This is a genomic window from Crenobacter caeni (assembly GCF_010435965.1).
Taxonomy (GTDB): domain Bacteria; phylum Pseudomonadota; class Gammaproteobacteria; order Burkholderiales; family Chromobacteriaceae; genus Craterilacuibacter; species Craterilacuibacter caeni.
Window position 1 is genome coordinate 89,300 of the sequence record NZ_JAAGAA010000003.1, and the last position, 15,776, is coordinate 105,075.

The window sequence follows — 15,776 nt, forward strand, 5'->3', positions numbered from 1 at the left end:
CCGGGCGTGTCGCGGACGACCGCGGCACGCCTTTTTTCATTGATGGAGCCTGACCGTGCAAGAAAGTGTGATCCTGTTGACCGTCGTCGCCTGTATCGCGGCGAACCTGCCCTTTGTCAGCCGCCGCCTGTTCGGCGTGTTGCGCGTGAAGGACAAGCATTTCGGCTGGGAGGCGCTGGAGCTGGTAGTGCTCTACCTCGCAGTGGGCGGGCTCGCCCGCGTACTCGAGGCGCAGCACATGCCGGTACACGCGCAGAACTGGCAGTTCTACGTGACCACCTTCGCGCTGTTCGTAGTGTTCGCCTTCCCCGGCTTCGTCGCCCGCCACTTCTGGCGCGCGCACCCGGTGCGCAAGGCCGCCTGACCCCTCACCCCCAACCCCTCTCCCGCAAGCGGGAGAGGGGGGCAAGCCTCAACCGCAAGGGTGGGTTAGCTGGCAAAGCCGGCGTAAGCCACCACGACGGCTGGCCTTGCAGTCCGCTGCGCGGAGGCTGTTTGCATGCCGCTCCCGCGCGGTGGACTCACACACCCTTCTCCCGCCTGCGGGAGAAGGTGGCGCAGAGCGCCGGATGAGGGCGTGTGAGGCTGGCTGGAAATGAAGAAGGCGCCCGCGGGCGCCTTCTTCATTTCTGGTAGAACGGCGGCTCGCCCTCAGGCCGCGTCTTGAAGCGCTTGTGCAGCCAGAAGTACTGCTCGGGCATCTCAAGCACCCGCTGTTCGAGAAACTCGTTCATGCGGCGGGTATCGGCTTCGATGTCGCCGCTGGGAAAGTTGTCCCACGCCGGGTAGACGTCGACTTCCAGTCCGCCTGCGACACGGCGGGGGATCACCGGTACCACGCGCGCCTTGGCGAGCCCTGCGATGCGGGAGAGTCCGGGCACGGTCGCCGCCTGTACGCCGAAGAAGGGCACGAAGATCGAATCGCGGCGGCCGAAGTCCTGGTCGGGCAGGTAGAGGAAGGGGGCGTGGTCGGCACGCATCGCCTTGATGATCGCGCGCAGGCTTTCCTGGCGCGACACGATGAAGGCGTTGTCGAAGCGGTTGCGGCCGGCGTAGATCATCTTGTCCATCGACTGGTTCTTCTGGTGCGAGTACACGCTGACCAGCGGCATCTCCAGGTTGAGCCTCAGTGCGGCCAGCTCGAAGCCGACGAAGTGCGGGTAGAAGATGATCACGTCCTCGCCCGCTGCCTGCAACCCGGTCAGGCGATCAAGGTTGTGGACGCGCACCAGGCGCTTGATGCGTTCGGGGCTGGCCCACCAGCACACGCCGTACTCGAGCAGGAGCTGTGCCATATGGCCGAAGTGGCGCTTGAGCAGGCGCTTGCGTTCGGCTTGTGGCATGGCGGGGAAGCAGCGTTCGAGGTTGGTCAGGCCAACGCGGCGTCGGTTGCCCGCCGCGTAGTAGAGCAGCTGACCAAGCCCGCGGCTGATGGTTGCTATCAGCGACAGCGGCAGCCAGTGCAGCAGCCAGAGCAGGGCAAAAAAGAGTTTCATGCAGCGTCCTCCGTACCGGGCCTGGGTGGCGCGCCGGCCGGGCGTTTGTAGCGGTTGTAGCTCCAAAGGTACTGGGTCGGCGCCTGGCTAACCAGCCTTTCGACTTCGCGGTTGAGGCGGGCGGCGTCGGCGTCGCGGTCGCCGTCAAAGGGTTCTGAGAGCGGCGAGATATGCACGGCGAAGCCTTGGCCTTGCGGCAGGCGCTCGCCCCAGAACATCAGCGTGGTCACGTTCTTCATCTGCGCGAGGCGCGGCACTAGCGTCATCGTGTAGGCGGGCTTGCCGAAGAACGGCGCCCATACGCCCTCGCCGCTGCCCGGTGCCTGGTCGGGCAGGATGATGGTCGCCTCGCCGTTGCGCAAGGCCTTCATCACGATGCGCACGCCGGCCGGGGTCGCCGGGGCGGTGGCGGCGCCGTCGCGCGCGCGGCCACCCTGCATCACCGGCTCGAGGTAGGCGTACTTGGGCGGGCGGAACATCGCGGTCACCGGGAAAGGCAGGCGGGTCGCCAGGTAGCGCCCGGCGATGTCGTACGCGCCCAGGTGCGGGGTGACGAACACCAAGCCGTCGCCGCGCGCGAGCGCCGCCTCGACGTGCTGCCAGCCGTCGCAGGACTTGACCAGCGCCGCGATGTCTTTAGAATCTCGCGTCCAGGCGATCGCCAGCTCGAGCGCACCCATGCCGGTTTCCCGCGCGGTGCGTTTGACGTATTCTTCCAACACATTGTTGTTTTCGGCGAGCCCGCTATTATTCAGATTGCTTTTTATGCGGTCTGCAAAAGCGGGCGAGGCCAGCCGGGTCAACGACCCCAGCGCGCCTCCGAGCGCCTGCAGCGCGGCCAGCGGCAGGCGGGAGAGCGCCGCCAGCAGGATTTGTACAAGGCGTGCCATGTCGCGTCCTTGTGTCCGGGTAAAGCGCCGGATTTTAACACCAAATAGACAGCCATCACTCCAGGGATCCCTACATGAGCGAATACCTCTTCACTTCGGAGTCGGTCTCCGAAGGCCATCCGGACAAGGTCGCGGATCAGGTCTCCGACGCCATCCTCGACGCCATCCTGCGCGAGGACCCGAGGGCGCGCGTCGCCGCCGAGACGTTGGTCAACACCGGCCTCGTCGTGCTGGCCGGCGAGATTACCACCCACGCCAACGTCGACTACATCAAGGTCGCGCGCGAGACCATCAAGCGTATCGGCTACGACGACTCCGAGCTGGGCTTCGACTACCGTGGCTGCGCGGTGATGATGTGCTACGACCGCCAGAGCCCGGACATTGCGCAGGGCGTCAACGAAGGCGAGGGCCTCGACCTTGACCAGGGCGCCGGCGACCAGGGCCTGATGTTCGGCTACGCGTGCGACGAGACGCCGACGCTGATGCCGTTCCCGATCTACTACGCGCACCGTCTGGTGCAGCGCCAGGCCGAGCTGCGCAAGGACGGCCGCCTGCCGTGGCTGCGCCCGGACGCCAAGAGCCAGATCACTTGCGTGTACGACTCCGCCACCGGCCTGCCCAAGTCGATCGACACCGTGGTGCTGTCCACCCAGCACAGCCCGGACATCGACCACAAGACGCTGACCGAAGCGATCATCGAGGACGTGATCAAGCCGGTGCTGCCGCCGGAGATGATCACCGCCGCCACCAAGTACCTGGTCAACCCGACCGGCCGCTTCGTCATCGGCGGCCCGCACGGCGACTGCGGCCTGACCGGCCGCAAGATCATCGTCGACACCTACGGCGGCGCAGCCCCGCACGGTGGTGGTGCGTTCTCCGGCAAGGACCCGTCCAAGGTTGACCGCTCGGCCGCCTACGCCGGCCGTTACGTGGCGAAGAACATCGTCGCCGCCGGCCTCGCGCGCCAGTGCCAGATCCAGGTCTCGTACGCGATCGGCGTCGCCCAGCCGACCTCGATCTCGGTCGATACCTTCGGCACCAATGCGATCCCGAACGAGAAGATCGTTGAACTGGTGAAGCGCCACTTCGACCTGCGCCCGAAGGGCATCGTGCAGATGCTCGACCTGTTGCGCCCGATCTACACCAAGACCGCCGCCTACGGCCACTTCGGCCGCGAAGAGCCCGAGTTCAGCTGGGAGCGTACCGACAAGGTCGAGGCGCTGCGCGCTGACGCCGGGCTGTAACGCCAGCCCTCACCCCCGGCCTCTCTCCCGCAATCGGGAGAGGGGTGTTCGACCGGCCTCTGCCTTATTCCTTCTCCCGCACGCGGGAGAAGGTGGCGCGCAGCGCCGGATGAGGGCTCAGGCAGCAACTCCCGAAAACGGGCCGCCTCGTGCGGCCCGTTTTTCATGTCAGTCTCTTGAGAGTAATGCCAAAAAGGTATCCGTAGGTTATAATCCGGCGCATTCCGGGGAGTGCTGCAAGGCTTGCGCCCCAGGCCCGGATCGCTTCAACCGCACTCGCCCATGCAACCCGTGCCGGACACGGGATGACGGGTGAGCCGCATCCCGCCCGGCCTTCGTGAAGGACTACACGATGGCTGAATTCAACGATTTCCTGGTCGCCGACATCAACCTCGCCCAGTGGGGCCGCAAGGAACTGGCGATCGCCGAGACCGAGATGCCGGGCCTGATGGCGCTGCGCGAGGAGTACAAGCACAGCCAGCCCCTGCGTGGCGCGCGTATCGCCGGCTCGCTGCACATGACCATCCAGACCGGCGTGCTGATCGAGACGCTGGTTGCGCTGGGCGCCGACGTACGCTGGGCTTCGTGCAACATCTTCTCGACGCAGGACCACGCGGCCGCGGCGATCGCCGCGGCCGGCATCCCGGTATTCGCGTTCAAGGGCGAGAGCCTGGACGAGTACTGGGAATACTCGCACCGCATCTTCGAATGGCCGGAAGGTGAGCCGGCCAACATGATCCTGGACGACGGCGGTGACGCGACGCTGCTGTTGATGCTGGGCAGCAAGGCCGAGCAGGACATCGGCGTGATCGGCCACCCGGGCAACGACGAAGAAACCGCGTTGTTCGCGTCGATCAAGCGCCATCTGGCGCTCGACCCGCACTGGTACTCCAAGCGCCTCGCGCACATCAAGGGCGTGACCGAAGAGACCACCACCGGCGTGCACCGCCTCTACCAGCTGCAGAAGGACGGCCAGCTGCCGTTTCCGGCGTTCAACGTCAACGACTCGGTGACCAAGTCCAAGTTCGACAACCTGTACGGCTGCCGCGAATCGCTGGTCGACGGCATCAAGCGCGCGACCGACGTGATGGTCGCCGGCAAGGTGGCGGTGGTGCTGGGTTACGGCGACGTGGGTAAGGGCTGCGCGCAATCCCTGCGCGGGCTGGGTGCGACGGTGTGGGTGACCGAGATCGATCCGATCTGCGCGCTACAGGCGGCGATGGAAGGCTACCGAGTGGTGCGCATGGACGAGGTGGCCGGTGAAGCCGACATCTTCGTCACCACCACCGGCAACGTCGGCGTGATCACGCACGATCACATGAAGGCGATGCGCAACAACGCGATCGTCTGCAACATCGGCCACTTCGACTCCGAGATCGAAGTCGCCAGCCTGCGCCAGTACCAGTGGGAAAACATCAAGCCGCAGGTCGACCACATCATCTTCCCGGACGGCAAGCGCATCATCCTGCTGGCCGAGGGTCGCCTGGTGAACCTCGGCTGCGCGACCGGCCACCCGTCGTTCGTGATGTCGAACAGCTTCACCAACCAGGTGCTCGCGCAGATCGAGATCTTCTGCAACGGCGCGAAGTACGGCCGCGAAGTGTATGTGCTGCCCAAGCACCTGGACGAGAAGGTGGCCCGCCTGCACCTCAAGCGCATCGGCGCGCGCCTGACCGAACTGTCCGACGAGCAGGCCGCCTACATCAGCGTGCCCAAGGAAGGCCCGTACAAGCCGGCGCACTACCGCTACTGATCCACCGCGGCAGGGCCGGCGCCACCCGCGCCAGACGGGGCCGGCCTGTCTGCGACCAGGGGGAAACCATGAAGCACACCTACAGTTTCGAATTCTTCCCGCCCAAGTCGGAAGAGGGGATGGCCAAGCTGCGCACCACGCGCGCGCAGCTTGCGCAGTTCAAGCCCGAGTTCTTCTCGGTGACCTTCGGCGCCGGCGGCACCACTCGCGAGGGCACGCTCGCGGCGGTGCTCGACATCCGCGCCGACGGCCTGGCCGCCGCGCCGCACCTGTCGTGCATCGGCTCGACGCGCGAGAGCATCCGCGCGATCCTCGACGAGTACCGCGAGCACGGCATCCGCCATATCGTCGCGCTGCGCGGCGACATGCCCTCGGGCATGGTCGAGGCCGGCGAATTCCGCTACGCCAACGAACTGGTTGCCTTCATCCGCGAGACGCACGGCGACCATTTCCATATCGAGGTCGCGGCCTATCCGGAATTCCACCCGCAGGCGCGCTCGGCCGACGAGGACATCGACAACTTCGTGCGCAAGGTGCGCTCCGGCGCTAACTCGGCGATTACCCAGTACTTCTTCAACGCCGACGCCTACTTCCGCTTCGTCGACGAGGCGCAGGCGCGCGGCGTCGACGTGCCGGTGGTGCCGGGCATCATGCCGATCAACAACTTCGGCCAGCTGGTGCGCTTCTCCGATATGTGCGGCGCCGAAGTGCCGCGCTGGCTGCGCCTGCGCATGCAGTCCTACCTCGACGACACCGCGTCGATCCGAGCGCTGGGGCTCGATGTGGTGACTGAACTTTGCGACCGCCTGATGTCGAACGGTGCACCCGGGTTGCATTTTTACACGCTGAACCAGGCTGGGCTGGTGTCGACGATCTGTCAGCGCCTGGGTTTGTGAGCCAAAGCGGATTAGGGGGAGGAGTGATGCAAGCAGGTGAAGCGGTACTGCGACACGAGGAGCGGCCGGCGATGAAGTCGCGGCTCGGCCAGCTGATTTTCTGGAGCCGCTGGCTTCAGTTGCCGATCTATCTGGGGCTGATCGTCGTGCAGGGCGTCTATGCGTGGAAGTTCCTGTCCTCGCTGTGGACGCTATTGTCGGACCTGACGGTGCTGACCGAGACCGAGATCATGCTGTCGGTGCTCGCGCTGATCGACGTGGTGATGATCGCCAACCTGCTGCTGATGGTGACCGTCGGCGGTTACGAGACCTTCGTGTCGCGGCTGCGCATCGACAACCACCCGGATCAGCCCGAGTGGCTCGACCATGTGAACGCGTCGGTGCTCAAGGTCAAGCTGTCGATGGCGATCATCAGCATCTCGTCCATCCACCTGCTGCAGACCTTCATCAACGCAAGCAAGCTGTCCGAGCACACCATCAAGTGGCAGCTGTTGCTGCACCTGGCCTTCCTGCTGTCGGCGGCGGCCATCGCCTACACCGACAAGCTGCTCAACTCGACGCTCAAGCACTGAGCGCAGCGCGTGCGCATACTGCAAGGGGGCTGACGCCCCCTTTTTTGCATGGGCGGGAGGAAAGATGCGGGCGCTGACGGCGGGCGAGCGGGCGGTGGCGCGGCGGCTGTTCGGCACGTCGCTCGACGCGGACCGGGTGCGCGTGCACGCGCGCGGCTACCTGCCGTGGCTGCGCCGCGTCGCGATGGCGCCGGCGGGTGAGCTCTACTTCCCACCTGCGCTCTATCGCGCCGATTTCTCGCGGGCCGGCCCGCGCTCGCAGTGCCTGTTCGTGCACGAGCTCACCCATGTCTGGCAGTACCAGCAAGGTGTGCCGGTGAGGCTTGCCGGCGTCTGCCTGTGCTTGCAGGGGGCTTACTGGCTGCGCGACGCGTACCGTTACCCGGCAGGCGATGCGCGGCCGTTTCGTGCGTACAACTTCGAGCAGCAGGCCGAGCTCGTCGCCCGCTACTGGGGCGCGAGGCTGGGCCTTGCCGAGTGTGCGGCAGAGGAGGCGTGGCTCGGTGAGGTGCTGGCCGGGTTCTTCGCCGACCCGGCGGCGCCGGCCTTGCTGCCGGCGCGTTGGTGGCGGCTGTAGCGCCGTTTACTGCTGCTCGTCCTTGGGCGCGGCTTTCTCGCCTATCCTGCTTTCCTGCCCGGTCAAGAGGTTGATCAGGTTGGACTTGTGGCGGTGGATCACCAGGATCGCGATGATGATGCAGGTGCCGAAGTAGGGGCTTTGCGGGCCGAGGATGAAGTAGGCGTACACCGGCGCGAGCACGCACGCGGTCAGCGCGGACAGCGACGAGATCCTCACCACGAAGGCCATGAACAGCCAGGTGGCCACGGCCGCCAGCGCCAGCGGCAGGCTGAAGCCGAACAGCACGCCGACGGCGGTGGCGACGCCCTTGCCGCCCTTGAAGCCGAAGAACACCGGCCACATGTGGCCGGCGAGCACGGCGATGGCGACCATCGCCACCTCGCGCGAGCCGAGGCCGTAGCGCGGGGCGAGCCAGCTGGCGAGCGCGACGGCGACCCAGCCCTTGGCGCCGTCGCCCAGCAGCGTCAGCGCGGCGGCGACCTTCTTGCCCGAGCGCAGCACGTTGGTCGCGCCGGGGTTGCCCGAGCCGTAGCTGCGCGGGTCGGCCATGCCCATTGCCTTGGAGACGATGACGGCGAACGAGAGCGAGCCGATCAGGTAGGCCGCGGCGATAAAGGCAAAGGCTGTCGTGGTCATGGTGAATACACTAGAATGCGGGGTTTGGATTCTACGGTATCGGGCGGCATTTCCCAACGCCGCCACCCAAGATGGACATCATTTTCCTGCGAGAAGTGCGCGCCGCCACCCTGATCGGCGTTTACGACTGGGAGCGCCACGCACCCCAGACCCTGGAGATCGACCTCGATATCGGCATCCCGAGCGAGACGCCGTGCCACAGCGACGACATCAGCGACACCATCCACTACGGGGAAGTCGTCGAGCGGGTGCGTGCTTCGCTGTCCGAGCAGCACTTCCTGCTGATCGAGGCGCTGGCCGAGCATATCGCGCACCTGATCCGCGACGAGTTCGGCGCGGCGTGGGTGCGGGTGTCGGTGACCAAGCCGGGCATCCTGCCTGACGTCGCCAAGGTCGGCGTGACCATCGAACGCGGGCAGCGCAGCCGTTAAGCGGCGGAACAGGCAAAAAAGGCCCGGGCGCCGTACTGGCGGCCCGGGCCTTTGCATGCGTCGCGTCCGCTTACTCGGGCTGGTTGCGCATGAAGTCGGCGGTGTTGTGGAAGGCGTCGATCAGCTTGGCCTTCAGTTCGTCCTCGACGATCAGCTCGTTCACTGCGAGACGCATGCAGTACATCCACTCGTCGCGCATCTGGCGGTCGACCGCGAACGGCAGGTGGCGCATCCTCAGGCGCGGGTGGCCGAACGCTTCCATATAGAGCGCGGGGCCGCCCAGCCAGCCGGACAGGAACATGTAGAGCTTCTCGCGGGAGCCTTCGAGCTTGTCCGGGTGCATCTGCCTCAGCTTCACCACCGCAGGGTCGCTGTCCATGATGTCGTAGAAGCGGTCGGTCAGGTAGCGCACCACGCCGGCGCCGCCCAAGAGCTCGTACGGGGTCATTTCGGCCATCTTCAGTTTCCCTTGACCGGGCGCACCGCAGACGCCGCAGCCTGCGCGCGTTCGCGCGCCTGATTGGTGTCGTCGCCGCTGGCGACCGCCACCCCCATGCGCCGGCGCAGGAAGCTCTCCGGCTTGCCGAAGAGGCGCAGGTCGGCGCCGGGCACCGATAGCGCTTCGGCAATGCCCTCGAAGGCGATGCCGGTGTCGTCCATGCCGCCGTAAACAACTGCCGAGGCGCCGGGTTCGCGCTGCGTGGTGTCGACCGGCAAGCCGAGCAGCGCACGTGCGTGCAGTTCGAACTCCGAGTAGCGCTGGGTGGCGAGCGTCACCAGGCCGGTGTCGTGCGGGCGCGGGCTCACTTCGGAGAACCACACCTCGTCGCCCTTGACGAAGAGCTCGACGCCGAACAGGCCCCAGCCGCCGAGTGCGGCGGTGACCTTGCCGGCGATCTCGCGCGCGCGTTCGAGCGCGACGGGCGACATCGCCTGCGGCTGCCAGCTCTCGACGTAGTCGCCGTTTTGCTGGCGGTGGCCGATCGGCTGGCAGAAGTGCGTCGTGGTGCCGCCCTCGCCGTCGCTCGCGCGAACCGTCAACAGGGTGATCTCGTAGTCGAAGTCGACCAGGCCCTCGACGATGACCCGGCCCTTGGCGACGCGGCCGGCGCTCGCCGCGTAGTCCCACGCGGCGTCGACGTCGGCGGCGGACTTGAGAAAGGACTGGCCCTTGCCGCTGGATGACATCACCGGCTTGATGAAGCAGGGGAAGCCGATGGCGCCGGTCGCCGCGCGCATCTCATCCAGCGAGCCGGCGAAGGCGTAGCGCGAGGTCGGCAGGCCCAGTTCCTCGGCGGCTAACGTGCGGATGCCCTCGCGGTTCATGGTCAGGTTGACCGCACGCGCGGTCGGCACCACGGTGGTGTGCCCTTCGGCCTCGAGCGCGACGAGCGCCTCGGTCGCGATCGCCTCGATCTCGGGGACGATGTAGTGCGGGCGCACTTCAGCCACCAGTGCGCGCAAGGCGGCCGCGTCGGTCATGTCGATGACTCGGCTACCGTGGGCGACTTGCATTGCCGGCGCGTTCGGGTAACGGTCGACCGCGAAGGTTTCCACGCCCAGCCTTTGCAGGGCGATCACGACTTCCTTGCCGAGTTCGCCGCTGCCCAAGAGCATGACGCGGGTGGCGGAGGGGGACAACGGGGTACCGATGCGCACGGACGGGCTCCTTAACTAAGAAATCGGCCGCATCTTAACACGCATGGCATGACCGGTCAGCCGCGCGCCGCAGCGCGCGCGGCGTGCTCGTAGACGGTCTTGCCGCGCAGGTGAAAGAGGTCGGACGCGAAGTAGAAATTTTCCGAGTGGCCGACGAACAGCAGGCCGTCCGGCTTGAGCATGGGCACAAAGCGCCTGAGTACGCCGGCCTGGGTATCTCGGTCGAAGTAGATCATCACGTTGCGGCAGAAGATCGCGTCGAACGGCTTGCGCGCGGGCCACACGCTGTCGGCCAGGTTGAGGCGCTCGAAACGGATTAGGTTGCGCAATTGCGCGCGCGCCTGATAGTTGCCGTCCGGCAGCTTGTCGAAGTAGCGCGCGGCCATGCCGGCGGGCAGGCGGGCGATCTTGTCCGCGCCGTAGACGCCGCGCCGCCCGGTCTCGAGCACGCTGGTGTCGAGGTCGGTCGCGAGGATGCTGACGCGGGCGTTGGCGCCGAGCGCCTCGAGCGCCGTGATCGCGATCGAGTAGGGTTCCTCGCCGGTCGACGAGGCTGCGCACCAGATCGACACTTCCTGGCCGGCCTTCTGTTTGAGGTGCTCGGCCAACAGCGGGAAGTGGTGGTCTTCGCGGAAGAAGAAGGTCAGGTTGGTGGTCAGCGCGTTGACGAACTGTTCGAACTCGCCGCGGCCGGCCGGGGATTCCAGCAGGTCGACGTAGGCGGTGAAGCCGGCGAGCTTGAGCTCGCGGATGCGGCGCACCAGGCGGCCGTACACCATGTCCTTCTTGCTTGGCCCCAGCGCGATGCCCGCCGTGCGGTGGATCAGCCGGCGCACGCGCTCGTAGTCGGCGTCGCTGAAGGTGAACTCGCGGGCAAAGTCGATTTTGGGCAGCTGGATCGGCGGTAGCAGGGTCATGGTCTGGCGGCAGGCAAGAAAAAAGCCCGGACGCATCCGGGCTTTCGATGATAACGCGGCGCGCTTAAACCGAGAAGGAGGAACCGCAGCCGCAGGTGGTGGTCGCGTTCGGGTTGCGGATCACGAACTGCGAGCCTTCCAGGCTGTCCTGGTAGTCGATCTCGGCGCCGACCAGGTACTGGTAGCTCATCGGGTCGACCAGGAAGGTCACGCCGGCGCGCTCGATCGCGGTGTCGTCGTCGTTGACGATCTCGTCGAAGGTGAAGCCGTACTGGAAGCCCGAGCAGCCGCCGCCGGTGACGAAGACGCGCAGTTTCAGCTCCGGGTTGCCTTCTTCGGCAACCAGTTCGCGCACCTTGTCGCAGGCGCTGTCGGTGAAGTTGATCGGGGACGGCATTTCGGTGGTGGCGGTCATGTTCAGGGAACCTCTGTCAAACGGGTAGCCAAAAGCGGCATCAACCCAAGGATTTTACTCGGGATTGGGGCGCGCTGGCGAGTTTTCAAGTGCTTAGGGCAACAGCGGCACCTGCGCGAGGCCTGCCTGCTCGTCGCAGCCGAACATCAGGTTCATGTTCTGCACGGCCTGGCCGGCGGCGCCCTTGACCAGGTTGTCGATCACCGACAGCACCACCACGGTGTCGCCGCCTTGCGGGCGGTGCACGGCGATGCGGCAGGTGTTCGCGCCGCGTACCGAGCGGGTTTCCGGGTGGCTGCCGGCCGGCAGTACGTCGACGAAGCGCTCGTTCGCGTAGCGCGACTCGAACAGGGCCTGCAAGTCGGTGTCCTGGGTGAGGCGCGCGTACAGCGTCGCGTGGATGCCGCGGATCATCGGCGTCAGGTGCGGCACGAAGGTCAGGCCGACCGGCGTGCCGGCAGCGCGCGCGAGGCCCTGGCGGATTTCCGGCAGGTGGCGGTGGCCGGCTACGCCGTAGGCCTTGAAGTTGTCGCCGGCCTCGGCCAAGAGCGCGTGCACCTCGGCCTTGCGCCCGGCACCGGAGACGCCCGACTTGCAGTCGGCGATTAGGCTGGCAGTGTCGACGACGCCGGCCTCGATCAGCGGCAGGAAACCCAGTTGCACCGCGGTCGGGTAGCAGCCGGGGTTGGCAACCAGTCGCGCGCCGCGGATGGTCTCGCGGTTGACTTCGGGCAGGCCGTACACGGCGTCTTCCAGCAGCTGCGGCGCACCGTGTGCCATGCCGTACCACTTTTCCCACTCGGCCTGGTCGCGGATGCGGAAGTCGGCAGCAAGGTCGATCACGCGCACGCCGGCGGCCAACAGCTGGGCGGCCTCGTTCATCGCGATGCCGTTGGGGGTGGCGAAGAACACCACGTCGCATTCGGCCAGACGCGCGTCTTCCGGCGTGCTGAACGCGAGGTCGACATGGCCGCGCAGGCTGGGGAACATCGCCGAGACCTGGGTGCCGGCGTCCTTGCGCGAAGTGACGGCGGTGACGCGCGCCTGCGGGTGGGTCGCCAACAGGCGCAGCAATTCGACTCCGGTGTAGCCAGTGGCCCCGACAATCCCGACCTTGATCATGTTCGACTCCCGCGTATAGAAATTGGAAGCGAAAATCTTAGGCGGGCATCCCCTTGCAATGCAACATGAATATTAAGGGCGCAAAAAAGCGCGCCTGCGCGCGCCTTGTCCGGCTCGGGGTGTGGCCGGTTTACAGGCCGCTGAACGAGCAGATGGTGAACAAGGGCAGTCCGTCCTCGCGCACCAGCTTGCCGCCGCCAAGCTCGGGCAGCTCGATGATCGCCGCGGCTTCGATCACGTCGGCGCCGAGCTTCTGCAGCAGGTGGTAGCCCGCCATCATGGTGCCGCCGGTAGCGACCAGGTCGTCGACCAGGATCACGCGGTCACCCGGCTTGCAGGCGTCGGTGTGCATCTCGACCGTCGCGTTGCCGTACTCGAGCTCGTATTCCTCGGCGATCGTCGTGTACGGCAGCTTGCCCTTCTTGCGGATCGGCACGAAGCCGACGTTCAGCTCGTAGGCGAGCACCGAGCCGATGATGAAGCCGCGTGCGTCCAGCCCCGCGATCAGGTCGATGTCCTGGTCCATGTAGCGGTGGACGAACACGTCGATCAGCATGCGGAACGTCTTCGGGTTCTGCAAAAGCGGCGTGATGTCGCGGAACATCACCCCCTTGTGCGGCCAGTCGGGTACGGCGCGGATCCAGCCCTTGAGGTAGCTCGCGTAGTCGATATTGCTGAGGTTATCCATGGTTTCAGCCTTGTTTTCTTGTGTCGCGGCGTATTGTACAGGCTGCCGCGCCCGCATGGGCAAGGGGCGGCCGGCCCCTTGCAGCTTAGGTCAGCGCGGATGCGCTCAGTGGAAGAACGCGAGCTTGAACACCCACATGCCGGTGATGGCCAGTACGGCGATGCTCAGGTCCTTGAAGCGGCCGGACAGGATCTTGACCGCGGTGAAGCTGATGAAACCGAACGCGATGCCGTCGGCGATCGAGAAGGTGAACGGCATCGCCATCGCGGTCATCACCGCCGGCGCGGCCTCGGTCAGGTCGTCCCACTTGATCTCGGCGAGGCCGCGGGTCATCAGCACCGCGACGTAGCACAGTGCGGGCGCGGTCGCGTAGGCCGGCACGGTCTTGGCCAGCGGGGAGAGCCACAGGCAGGCCAGGAAGAGCAGGGCGACGGTCAGCGAGGTGAGGCCGGTACGTCCGCCCACCGCGGTGCCGGCGGCGGATTCGACGTAGGCGGTGGTCGACGAGGTGCCCATCACCGCGCCGGCGGTGATCGCGACCGAGTCGGCCAGTAGCGCGCGCTTGAGGCGCGGCAGCTTGCCGTCCTTGTCTAGCAGGCCTGCGCGGTGCGACACGCCGACCAGGGTGCCGGTGGTGTCGAACAGGTCGACGAAGAAGAACACGAAGATCACGCCCAACAGGCCCGCGTTCAGGGCGCCTGCGATGTCCATCTGCATCAGCGTTGGCTCGAGGCTGGGCACCGGCGCGAACACGCCTTCGAAGGTCGACAGGCCCAGCGTGATCGACAGCACGGTGACCGCGATGATGCTGAGGATGATCGCGCCGGGCACCTTGCGGTACTCGAGCGCGACGATCAGGAAGAAGCCGAGGATGGCGAGCAGGGTGGTCGGGCTGTGCACGTCGCCCAGGGTGATCAGCGTGGCCGGGTGGGCGGCGATCACGCCGGCGTTCTTCAGGCCGATGATGGCGAGGAACATGCCGACGCCGGCGGAGATGCCGAACTTCAGCGACTGCGGGATCGCGTTGACGATGGCCTCGCGCACCTTGAACAGGCTGACCGCGAGGAAGACGATGCCCGACAGGAACACCGCGCCCAGCGCGGTCTGCCAGGGCACGCCCATGCCCTGCACCACGGTGAAGGTGAAGTAGGCGTTCAGACCCATGCCCGGCGCCAGCGCGATCGGGTAGTTGGCGACTAGCGCCATGATGCCGGTGCCCAAGGCGGCGGCGAGGCAGGTCGCGACGAAGACCGCGTTCAGGTCCATGCCGGTGGCCGACAGGATGGCCGGGTTGACCAGCACGATATACGCCATGGTCAGGAAGGTCGTGATCCCGGCGATCACTTCCGTCTTGACCGAAGTGCCGTGCTCCTTGAGCCGGAACAGGTTTTCAAGCAGTTGCATGGTGCGCACACTCCCCGTGGTGCTTTGGTTTTATGGACAAGGCAAGCGCGTGATTTTATATGATGTGACTTAGGAAGTGTGAGGTATCTGCCCCGGGGTGCTGTTTTCGCAAGGCTGCTTTGTGGTAACCTGAAATATTAGTTCAGGATTGTGAAGGGATTGGGCATGAGTGGCGCGGCTGGCAGCATCTTCATCGTGGTAGCGCCTTCCGGCGCGGGCAAGACCTCGCTGGTGGCCGCCCTGCTGAAGGCCGAGCCCGGCGTCGAACTGTCCGTTTCCTTCACTACCCGCGCGCCGCGCCAGGGCGAGGTCGACGGCCAGCACTACCACTTCGTCAGCCGCGAGCTGTTCGAGCGCATGATCGCCGACGGCGACTTTCTCGAGCACGCCGAAGTCTACGGCAACTACTACGGCACCAGCCGTCGCTGGATCGCCGAGCGGGTTGCCGCCGGGCACGACCTCCTGCTCGAGATCGACTGGCAGGGTGCGCGCCAGGTGCGCGCGGCGTTCCCCGAGGCGGTCGCCGTGTTCATCCTGCCGCCCAGCCTGCCCGAACTCGAGAAGCGCCTGCGCGGGCGCGGCACCGACAGCGAAGAGGTGGTTGCCCGCCGCCTGTCCGAGGCGCGTGCCGAGATCGCGCTGGCGCCCGAGTATGATTACCTGGTCGTTAACGACGACTTCGAGCGTGCGCTCGGCGACCTGCGCGCGCTGGTGCGTACCGCCCGCCTGCGCGCGGCTCAGCAGCAAAGCCCCGTCGACGCGATCCTCGCCGAAGGCGTTTCCGCCTGAAGCGAAAGCGATTGCCCGGCGCATTAAAATCGCATAGTGTTTGTTACCTAACCCAAAGGTTGAATTTCCATGGCCCGCATTACCGTTGACGATTGTCTTGACCGCATCCAGAACCGCTTCGACCTGACCCTGGCCGCCGCTTACCGCGCGCGCCAGCTCGCTTCCGGCGGCACCCCCTTCGTCGACAGCGGCCGCAACAAGCCGACCGTCGTTGCGCTGCGCGAAATTGCCGCTGGCCATGTCGGCCGCGAAGTGCTGACCCGCCACCAGGGTTGAACGTTCCG

19 protein-coding genes and 1 riboswitch are annotated in these 15,776 nt (G+C 66.2%); of the genes, 9 read left to right on the top strand and 10 right to left on the bottom strand.

Features of this window, described 5'->3' with window-relative positions; translation table 11 throughout:
* The first annotated feature begins 55 nt into the window (after positions 1-55).
* A complete protein-coding gene (locus GZH52_RS04220) occupies positions 56-364 on the top strand; it encodes a DUF2818 family protein (RefSeq protein ID WP_163315253.1) in 309 nt (102 codons plus the stop codon).
* Positions 365-623: 259 nt separating this feature from the next.
* On the opposite strand, the gene GZH52_RS04225 is transcribed toward GZH52_RS04220, so the two are convergent.
* Both GZH52_RS04225 and GZH52_RS04230 read right to left on the bottom strand, forming a co-directional pair.
* Positions 624-1,496, bottom strand: coding sequence for a lipid A biosynthesis lauroyl acyltransferase (locus GZH52_RS04225; protein WP_163315254.1), 873 nt, complete (start codon positions 1,494-1,496; stop codon positions 624-626).
* Positions 1,493-2,386, bottom strand: coding sequence for a lysophospholipid acyltransferase family protein (locus GZH52_RS04230; protein ID WP_163315255.1), 894 nt, complete (start codon positions 2,384-2,386; stop codon positions 1,493-1,495). The genes GZH52_RS04225 and GZH52_RS04230 overlap by 4 nt, the downstream gene beginning before the upstream one ends.
* 74 nt (positions 2,387-2,460) lie before the next feature.
* On the opposite strand from GZH52_RS04230, the gene metK reads away from it, so the two are divergent.
* The 5 genes from metK to GZH52_RS04255 all read left to right on the top strand — a co-directional run bounded on the left by metK (position 2,461) and on the right by GZH52_RS04255 (position 7,428).
* A complete protein-coding gene (metK, locus tag GZH52_RS04235; RefSeq protein WP_163315256.1) occupies positions 2,461-3,630 on the top strand; it encodes a methionine adenosyltransferase in 1,170 nt (389 codons plus the stop codon).
* Positions 3,631-3,850: 220 nt separating this feature from the next.
* Positions 3,851-3,915: riboswitch (S-adenosyl-L-homocysteine riboswitch) on the top strand.
* Positions 3,916-3,982: 67 nt separating this feature from the next.
* A complete protein-coding gene (gene ahcY, locus GZH52_RS04240) occupies positions 3,983-5,383 on the top strand; it encodes an adenosylhomocysteinase (protein WP_163315257.1) in 1,401 nt (466 codons plus the stop codon).
* A gap of 68 nt (positions 5,384-5,451) precedes the next feature.
* Entirely contained in the window at positions 5,452-6,279 is an 828-nt protein-coding gene (metF, locus tag GZH52_RS04245; RefSeq protein ID WP_163315258.1) for a methylenetetrahydrofolate reductase [NAD(P)H], read from the top strand.
* A 26-nt stretch (positions 6,280-6,305) separates the two neighbouring features.
* Complete coding sequence (locus tag GZH52_RS04250; protein WP_203525614.1) at positions 6,306-6,851, top strand: TIGR00645 family protein; 546 nt, start codon at positions 6,306-6,308, stop codon at positions 6,849-6,851.
* Between the two features lie 64 nt (positions 6,852-6,915).
* Positions 6,916-7,428: a type IV secretion protein Rhs gene (locus GZH52_RS04255; protein WP_163315259.1), complete on the top strand. Its 513-nt coding sequence runs from the start codon at positions 6,916-6,918 to the stop codon at positions 7,426-7,428.
* A gap of 6 nt (positions 7,429-7,434) precedes the next feature.
* Here the strand turns inward: GZH52_RS04255 and plsY are convergent, their stop codons facing one another.
* Positions 7,435-8,067, bottom strand: coding sequence for a glycerol-3-phosphate 1-O-acyltransferase PlsY (plsY, locus tag GZH52_RS04260; RefSeq protein WP_163315260.1), 633 nt, complete (start codon positions 8,065-8,067; stop codon positions 7,435-7,437).
* 71 nt (positions 8,068-8,138) lie between these two features.
* On the opposite strand from plsY, the gene folB reads away from it, so the two are divergent.
* Positions 8,139-8,498 (top strand): dihydroneopterin aldolase, encoded by a 360-nt coding sequence (gene folB, locus GZH52_RS04265; protein WP_163315261.1) that lies wholly within the window; start codon positions 8,139-8,141, stop codon positions 8,496-8,498.
* A gap of 70 nt (positions 8,499-8,568) precedes the next feature.
* On the opposite strand, the gene GZH52_RS04270 is transcribed toward folB, so the two are convergent.
* From GZH52_RS04270 to GZH52_RS04300, 7 genes are all read right to left on the bottom strand, one after another.
* On the bottom strand, positions 8,569-8,955 hold the full coding sequence (locus GZH52_RS04270) for a group II truncated hemoglobin (protein WP_163315262.1): 387 nt from the start codon (positions 8,953-8,955) through the stop codon (positions 8,569-8,571).
* 2 nt (positions 8,956-8,957) lie between these two features.
* Positions 8,958-10,157 (bottom strand): formate-dependent phosphoribosylglycinamide formyltransferase, encoded by a 1,200-nt coding sequence (purT, locus tag GZH52_RS04275; protein ID WP_349290636.1) that lies wholly within the window; start codon positions 10,155-10,157, stop codon positions 8,958-8,960.
* A gap of 56 nt (positions 10,158-10,213) precedes the next feature.
* A complete protein-coding gene (locus tag GZH52_RS04280) occupies positions 10,214-11,110 on the bottom strand; it encodes a CheR family methyltransferase (RefSeq protein WP_349290637.1) in 897 nt (298 codons plus the stop codon).
* 28 nt (positions 11,111-11,138) lie between these two features.
* A complete protein-coding gene (gene erpA, locus GZH52_RS04285) occupies positions 11,139-11,489 on the bottom strand; it encodes an iron-sulfur cluster insertion protein ErpA (RefSeq protein ID WP_136551962.1) in 351 nt (116 codons plus the stop codon).
* 93 nt (positions 11,490-11,582) lie between these two features.
* On the bottom strand, positions 11,583-12,611 hold the full coding sequence (argC, locus tag GZH52_RS04290) for an N-acetyl-gamma-glutamyl-phosphate reductase (protein ID WP_163315263.1): 1,029 nt from the start codon (positions 12,609-12,611) through the stop codon (positions 11,583-11,585).
* 130 nt (positions 12,612-12,741) lie between these two features.
* Complete coding sequence (locus tag GZH52_RS04295; RefSeq protein WP_163315264.1) at positions 12,742-13,299, bottom strand: adenine phosphoribosyltransferase; 558 nt, start codon at positions 13,297-13,299, stop codon at positions 12,742-12,744.
* A gap of 105 nt (positions 13,300-13,404) precedes the next feature.
* The gene (locus GZH52_RS04300; RefSeq protein WP_163315265.1) at positions 13,405-14,703 is read right to left on the bottom strand and encodes an NCS2 family permease; all 1,299 of its coding nucleotides are present in this window, start codon (positions 14,701-14,703) and stop codon (positions 13,405-13,407) included.
* A gap of 165 nt (positions 14,704-14,868) precedes the next feature.
* Between GZH52_RS04300 and gmk the strand changes: the two genes are divergently transcribed.
* A complete protein-coding gene (gmk, locus tag GZH52_RS04305; RefSeq protein ID WP_163315266.1) occupies positions 14,869-15,492 on the top strand; it encodes a guanylate kinase in 624 nt (207 codons plus the stop codon).
* A gap of 69 nt (positions 15,493-15,561) precedes the next feature.
* On the top strand, positions 15,562-15,768 hold the full coding sequence (gene rpoZ / locus GZH52_RS04310) for a DNA-directed RNA polymerase subunit omega (protein ID WP_163315267.1): 207 nt from the start codon (positions 15,562-15,564) through the stop codon (positions 15,766-15,768).
* Positions 15,769-15,776 lie beyond the last annotated feature (8 nt).

Coding starts and splice junctions, on each gene's coding strand:
- metK (WP_163315256.1), top strand. CDS start 2,461: ATGAGCGAATACCTCTTCACTTCGGAGTCGGTCTCCGAAGGCCATCCG.
- ahcY (WP_163315257.1), top strand. CDS start 3,983: ATGGCTGAATTCAACGATTTCCTGGTCGCCGACATCAACCTCGCCCAG.
- GZH52_RS04295 (WP_163315264.1), bottom strand. CDS start 13,299: ATGGATAACCTCAGCAATATCGACTACGCGAGCTACCTCAAGGGCTGG.
- metF (WP_163315258.1), top strand. CDS start 5,452: ATGAAGCACACCTACAGTTTCGAATTCTTCCCGCCCAAGTCGGAAGAG.
- GZH52_RS04225 (WP_163315254.1), bottom strand. CDS start 1,496: ATGAAACTCTTTTTTGCCCTGCTCTGGCTGCTGCACTGGCTGCCGCTG.
- GZH52_RS04270 (WP_163315262.1), bottom strand. CDS start 8,955: ATGGCCGAAATGACCCCGTACGAGCTCTTGGGCGGCGCCGGCGTGGTG.
- rpoZ (WP_163315267.1), top strand. CDS start 15,562: ATGGCCCGCATTACCGTTGACGATTGTCTTGACCGCATCCAGAACCGC.
- GZH52_RS04250 (WP_203525614.1), top strand. CDS start 6,306: ATGCAAGCAGGTGAAGCGGTACTGCGACACGAGGAGCGGCCGGCGATG.
- folB (WP_163315261.1), top strand. CDS start 8,139: ATGGACATCATTTTCCTGCGAGAAGTGCGCGCCGCCACCCTGATCGGC.
- plsY (WP_163315260.1), bottom strand. CDS start 8,067: ATGACCACGACAGCCTTTGCCTTTATCGCCGCGGCCTACCTGATCGGC.
- GZH52_RS04230 (WP_163315255.1), bottom strand. CDS start 2,386: ATGGCACGCCTTGTACAAATCCTGCTGGCGGCGCTCTCCCGCCTGCCG.
- argC (WP_163315263.1), bottom strand. CDS start 12,611: ATGATCAAGGTCGGGATTGTCGGGGCCACTGGCTACACCGGAGTCGAA.
- GZH52_RS04255 (WP_163315259.1), top strand. CDS start 6,916: ATGCGGGCGCTGACGGCGGGCGAGCGGGCGGTGGCGCGGCGGCTGTTC.
- erpA (WP_136551962.1), bottom strand. CDS start 11,489: ATGACCGCCACCACCGAAATGCCGTCCCCGATCAACTTCACCGACAGC.
- GZH52_RS04280 (WP_349290637.1), bottom strand. CDS start 11,110: ATGCGTCCGGGCTTTTTTCTTGCCTGCCGCCAGACCATGACCCTGCTA.
- GZH52_RS04300 (WP_163315265.1), bottom strand. CDS start 14,703: ATGCAACTGCTTGAAAACCTGTTCCGGCTCAAGGAGCACGGCACTTCG.
- gmk (WP_163315266.1), top strand. CDS start 14,869: ATGAGTGGCGCGGCTGGCAGCATCTTCATCGTGGTAGCGCCTTCCGGC.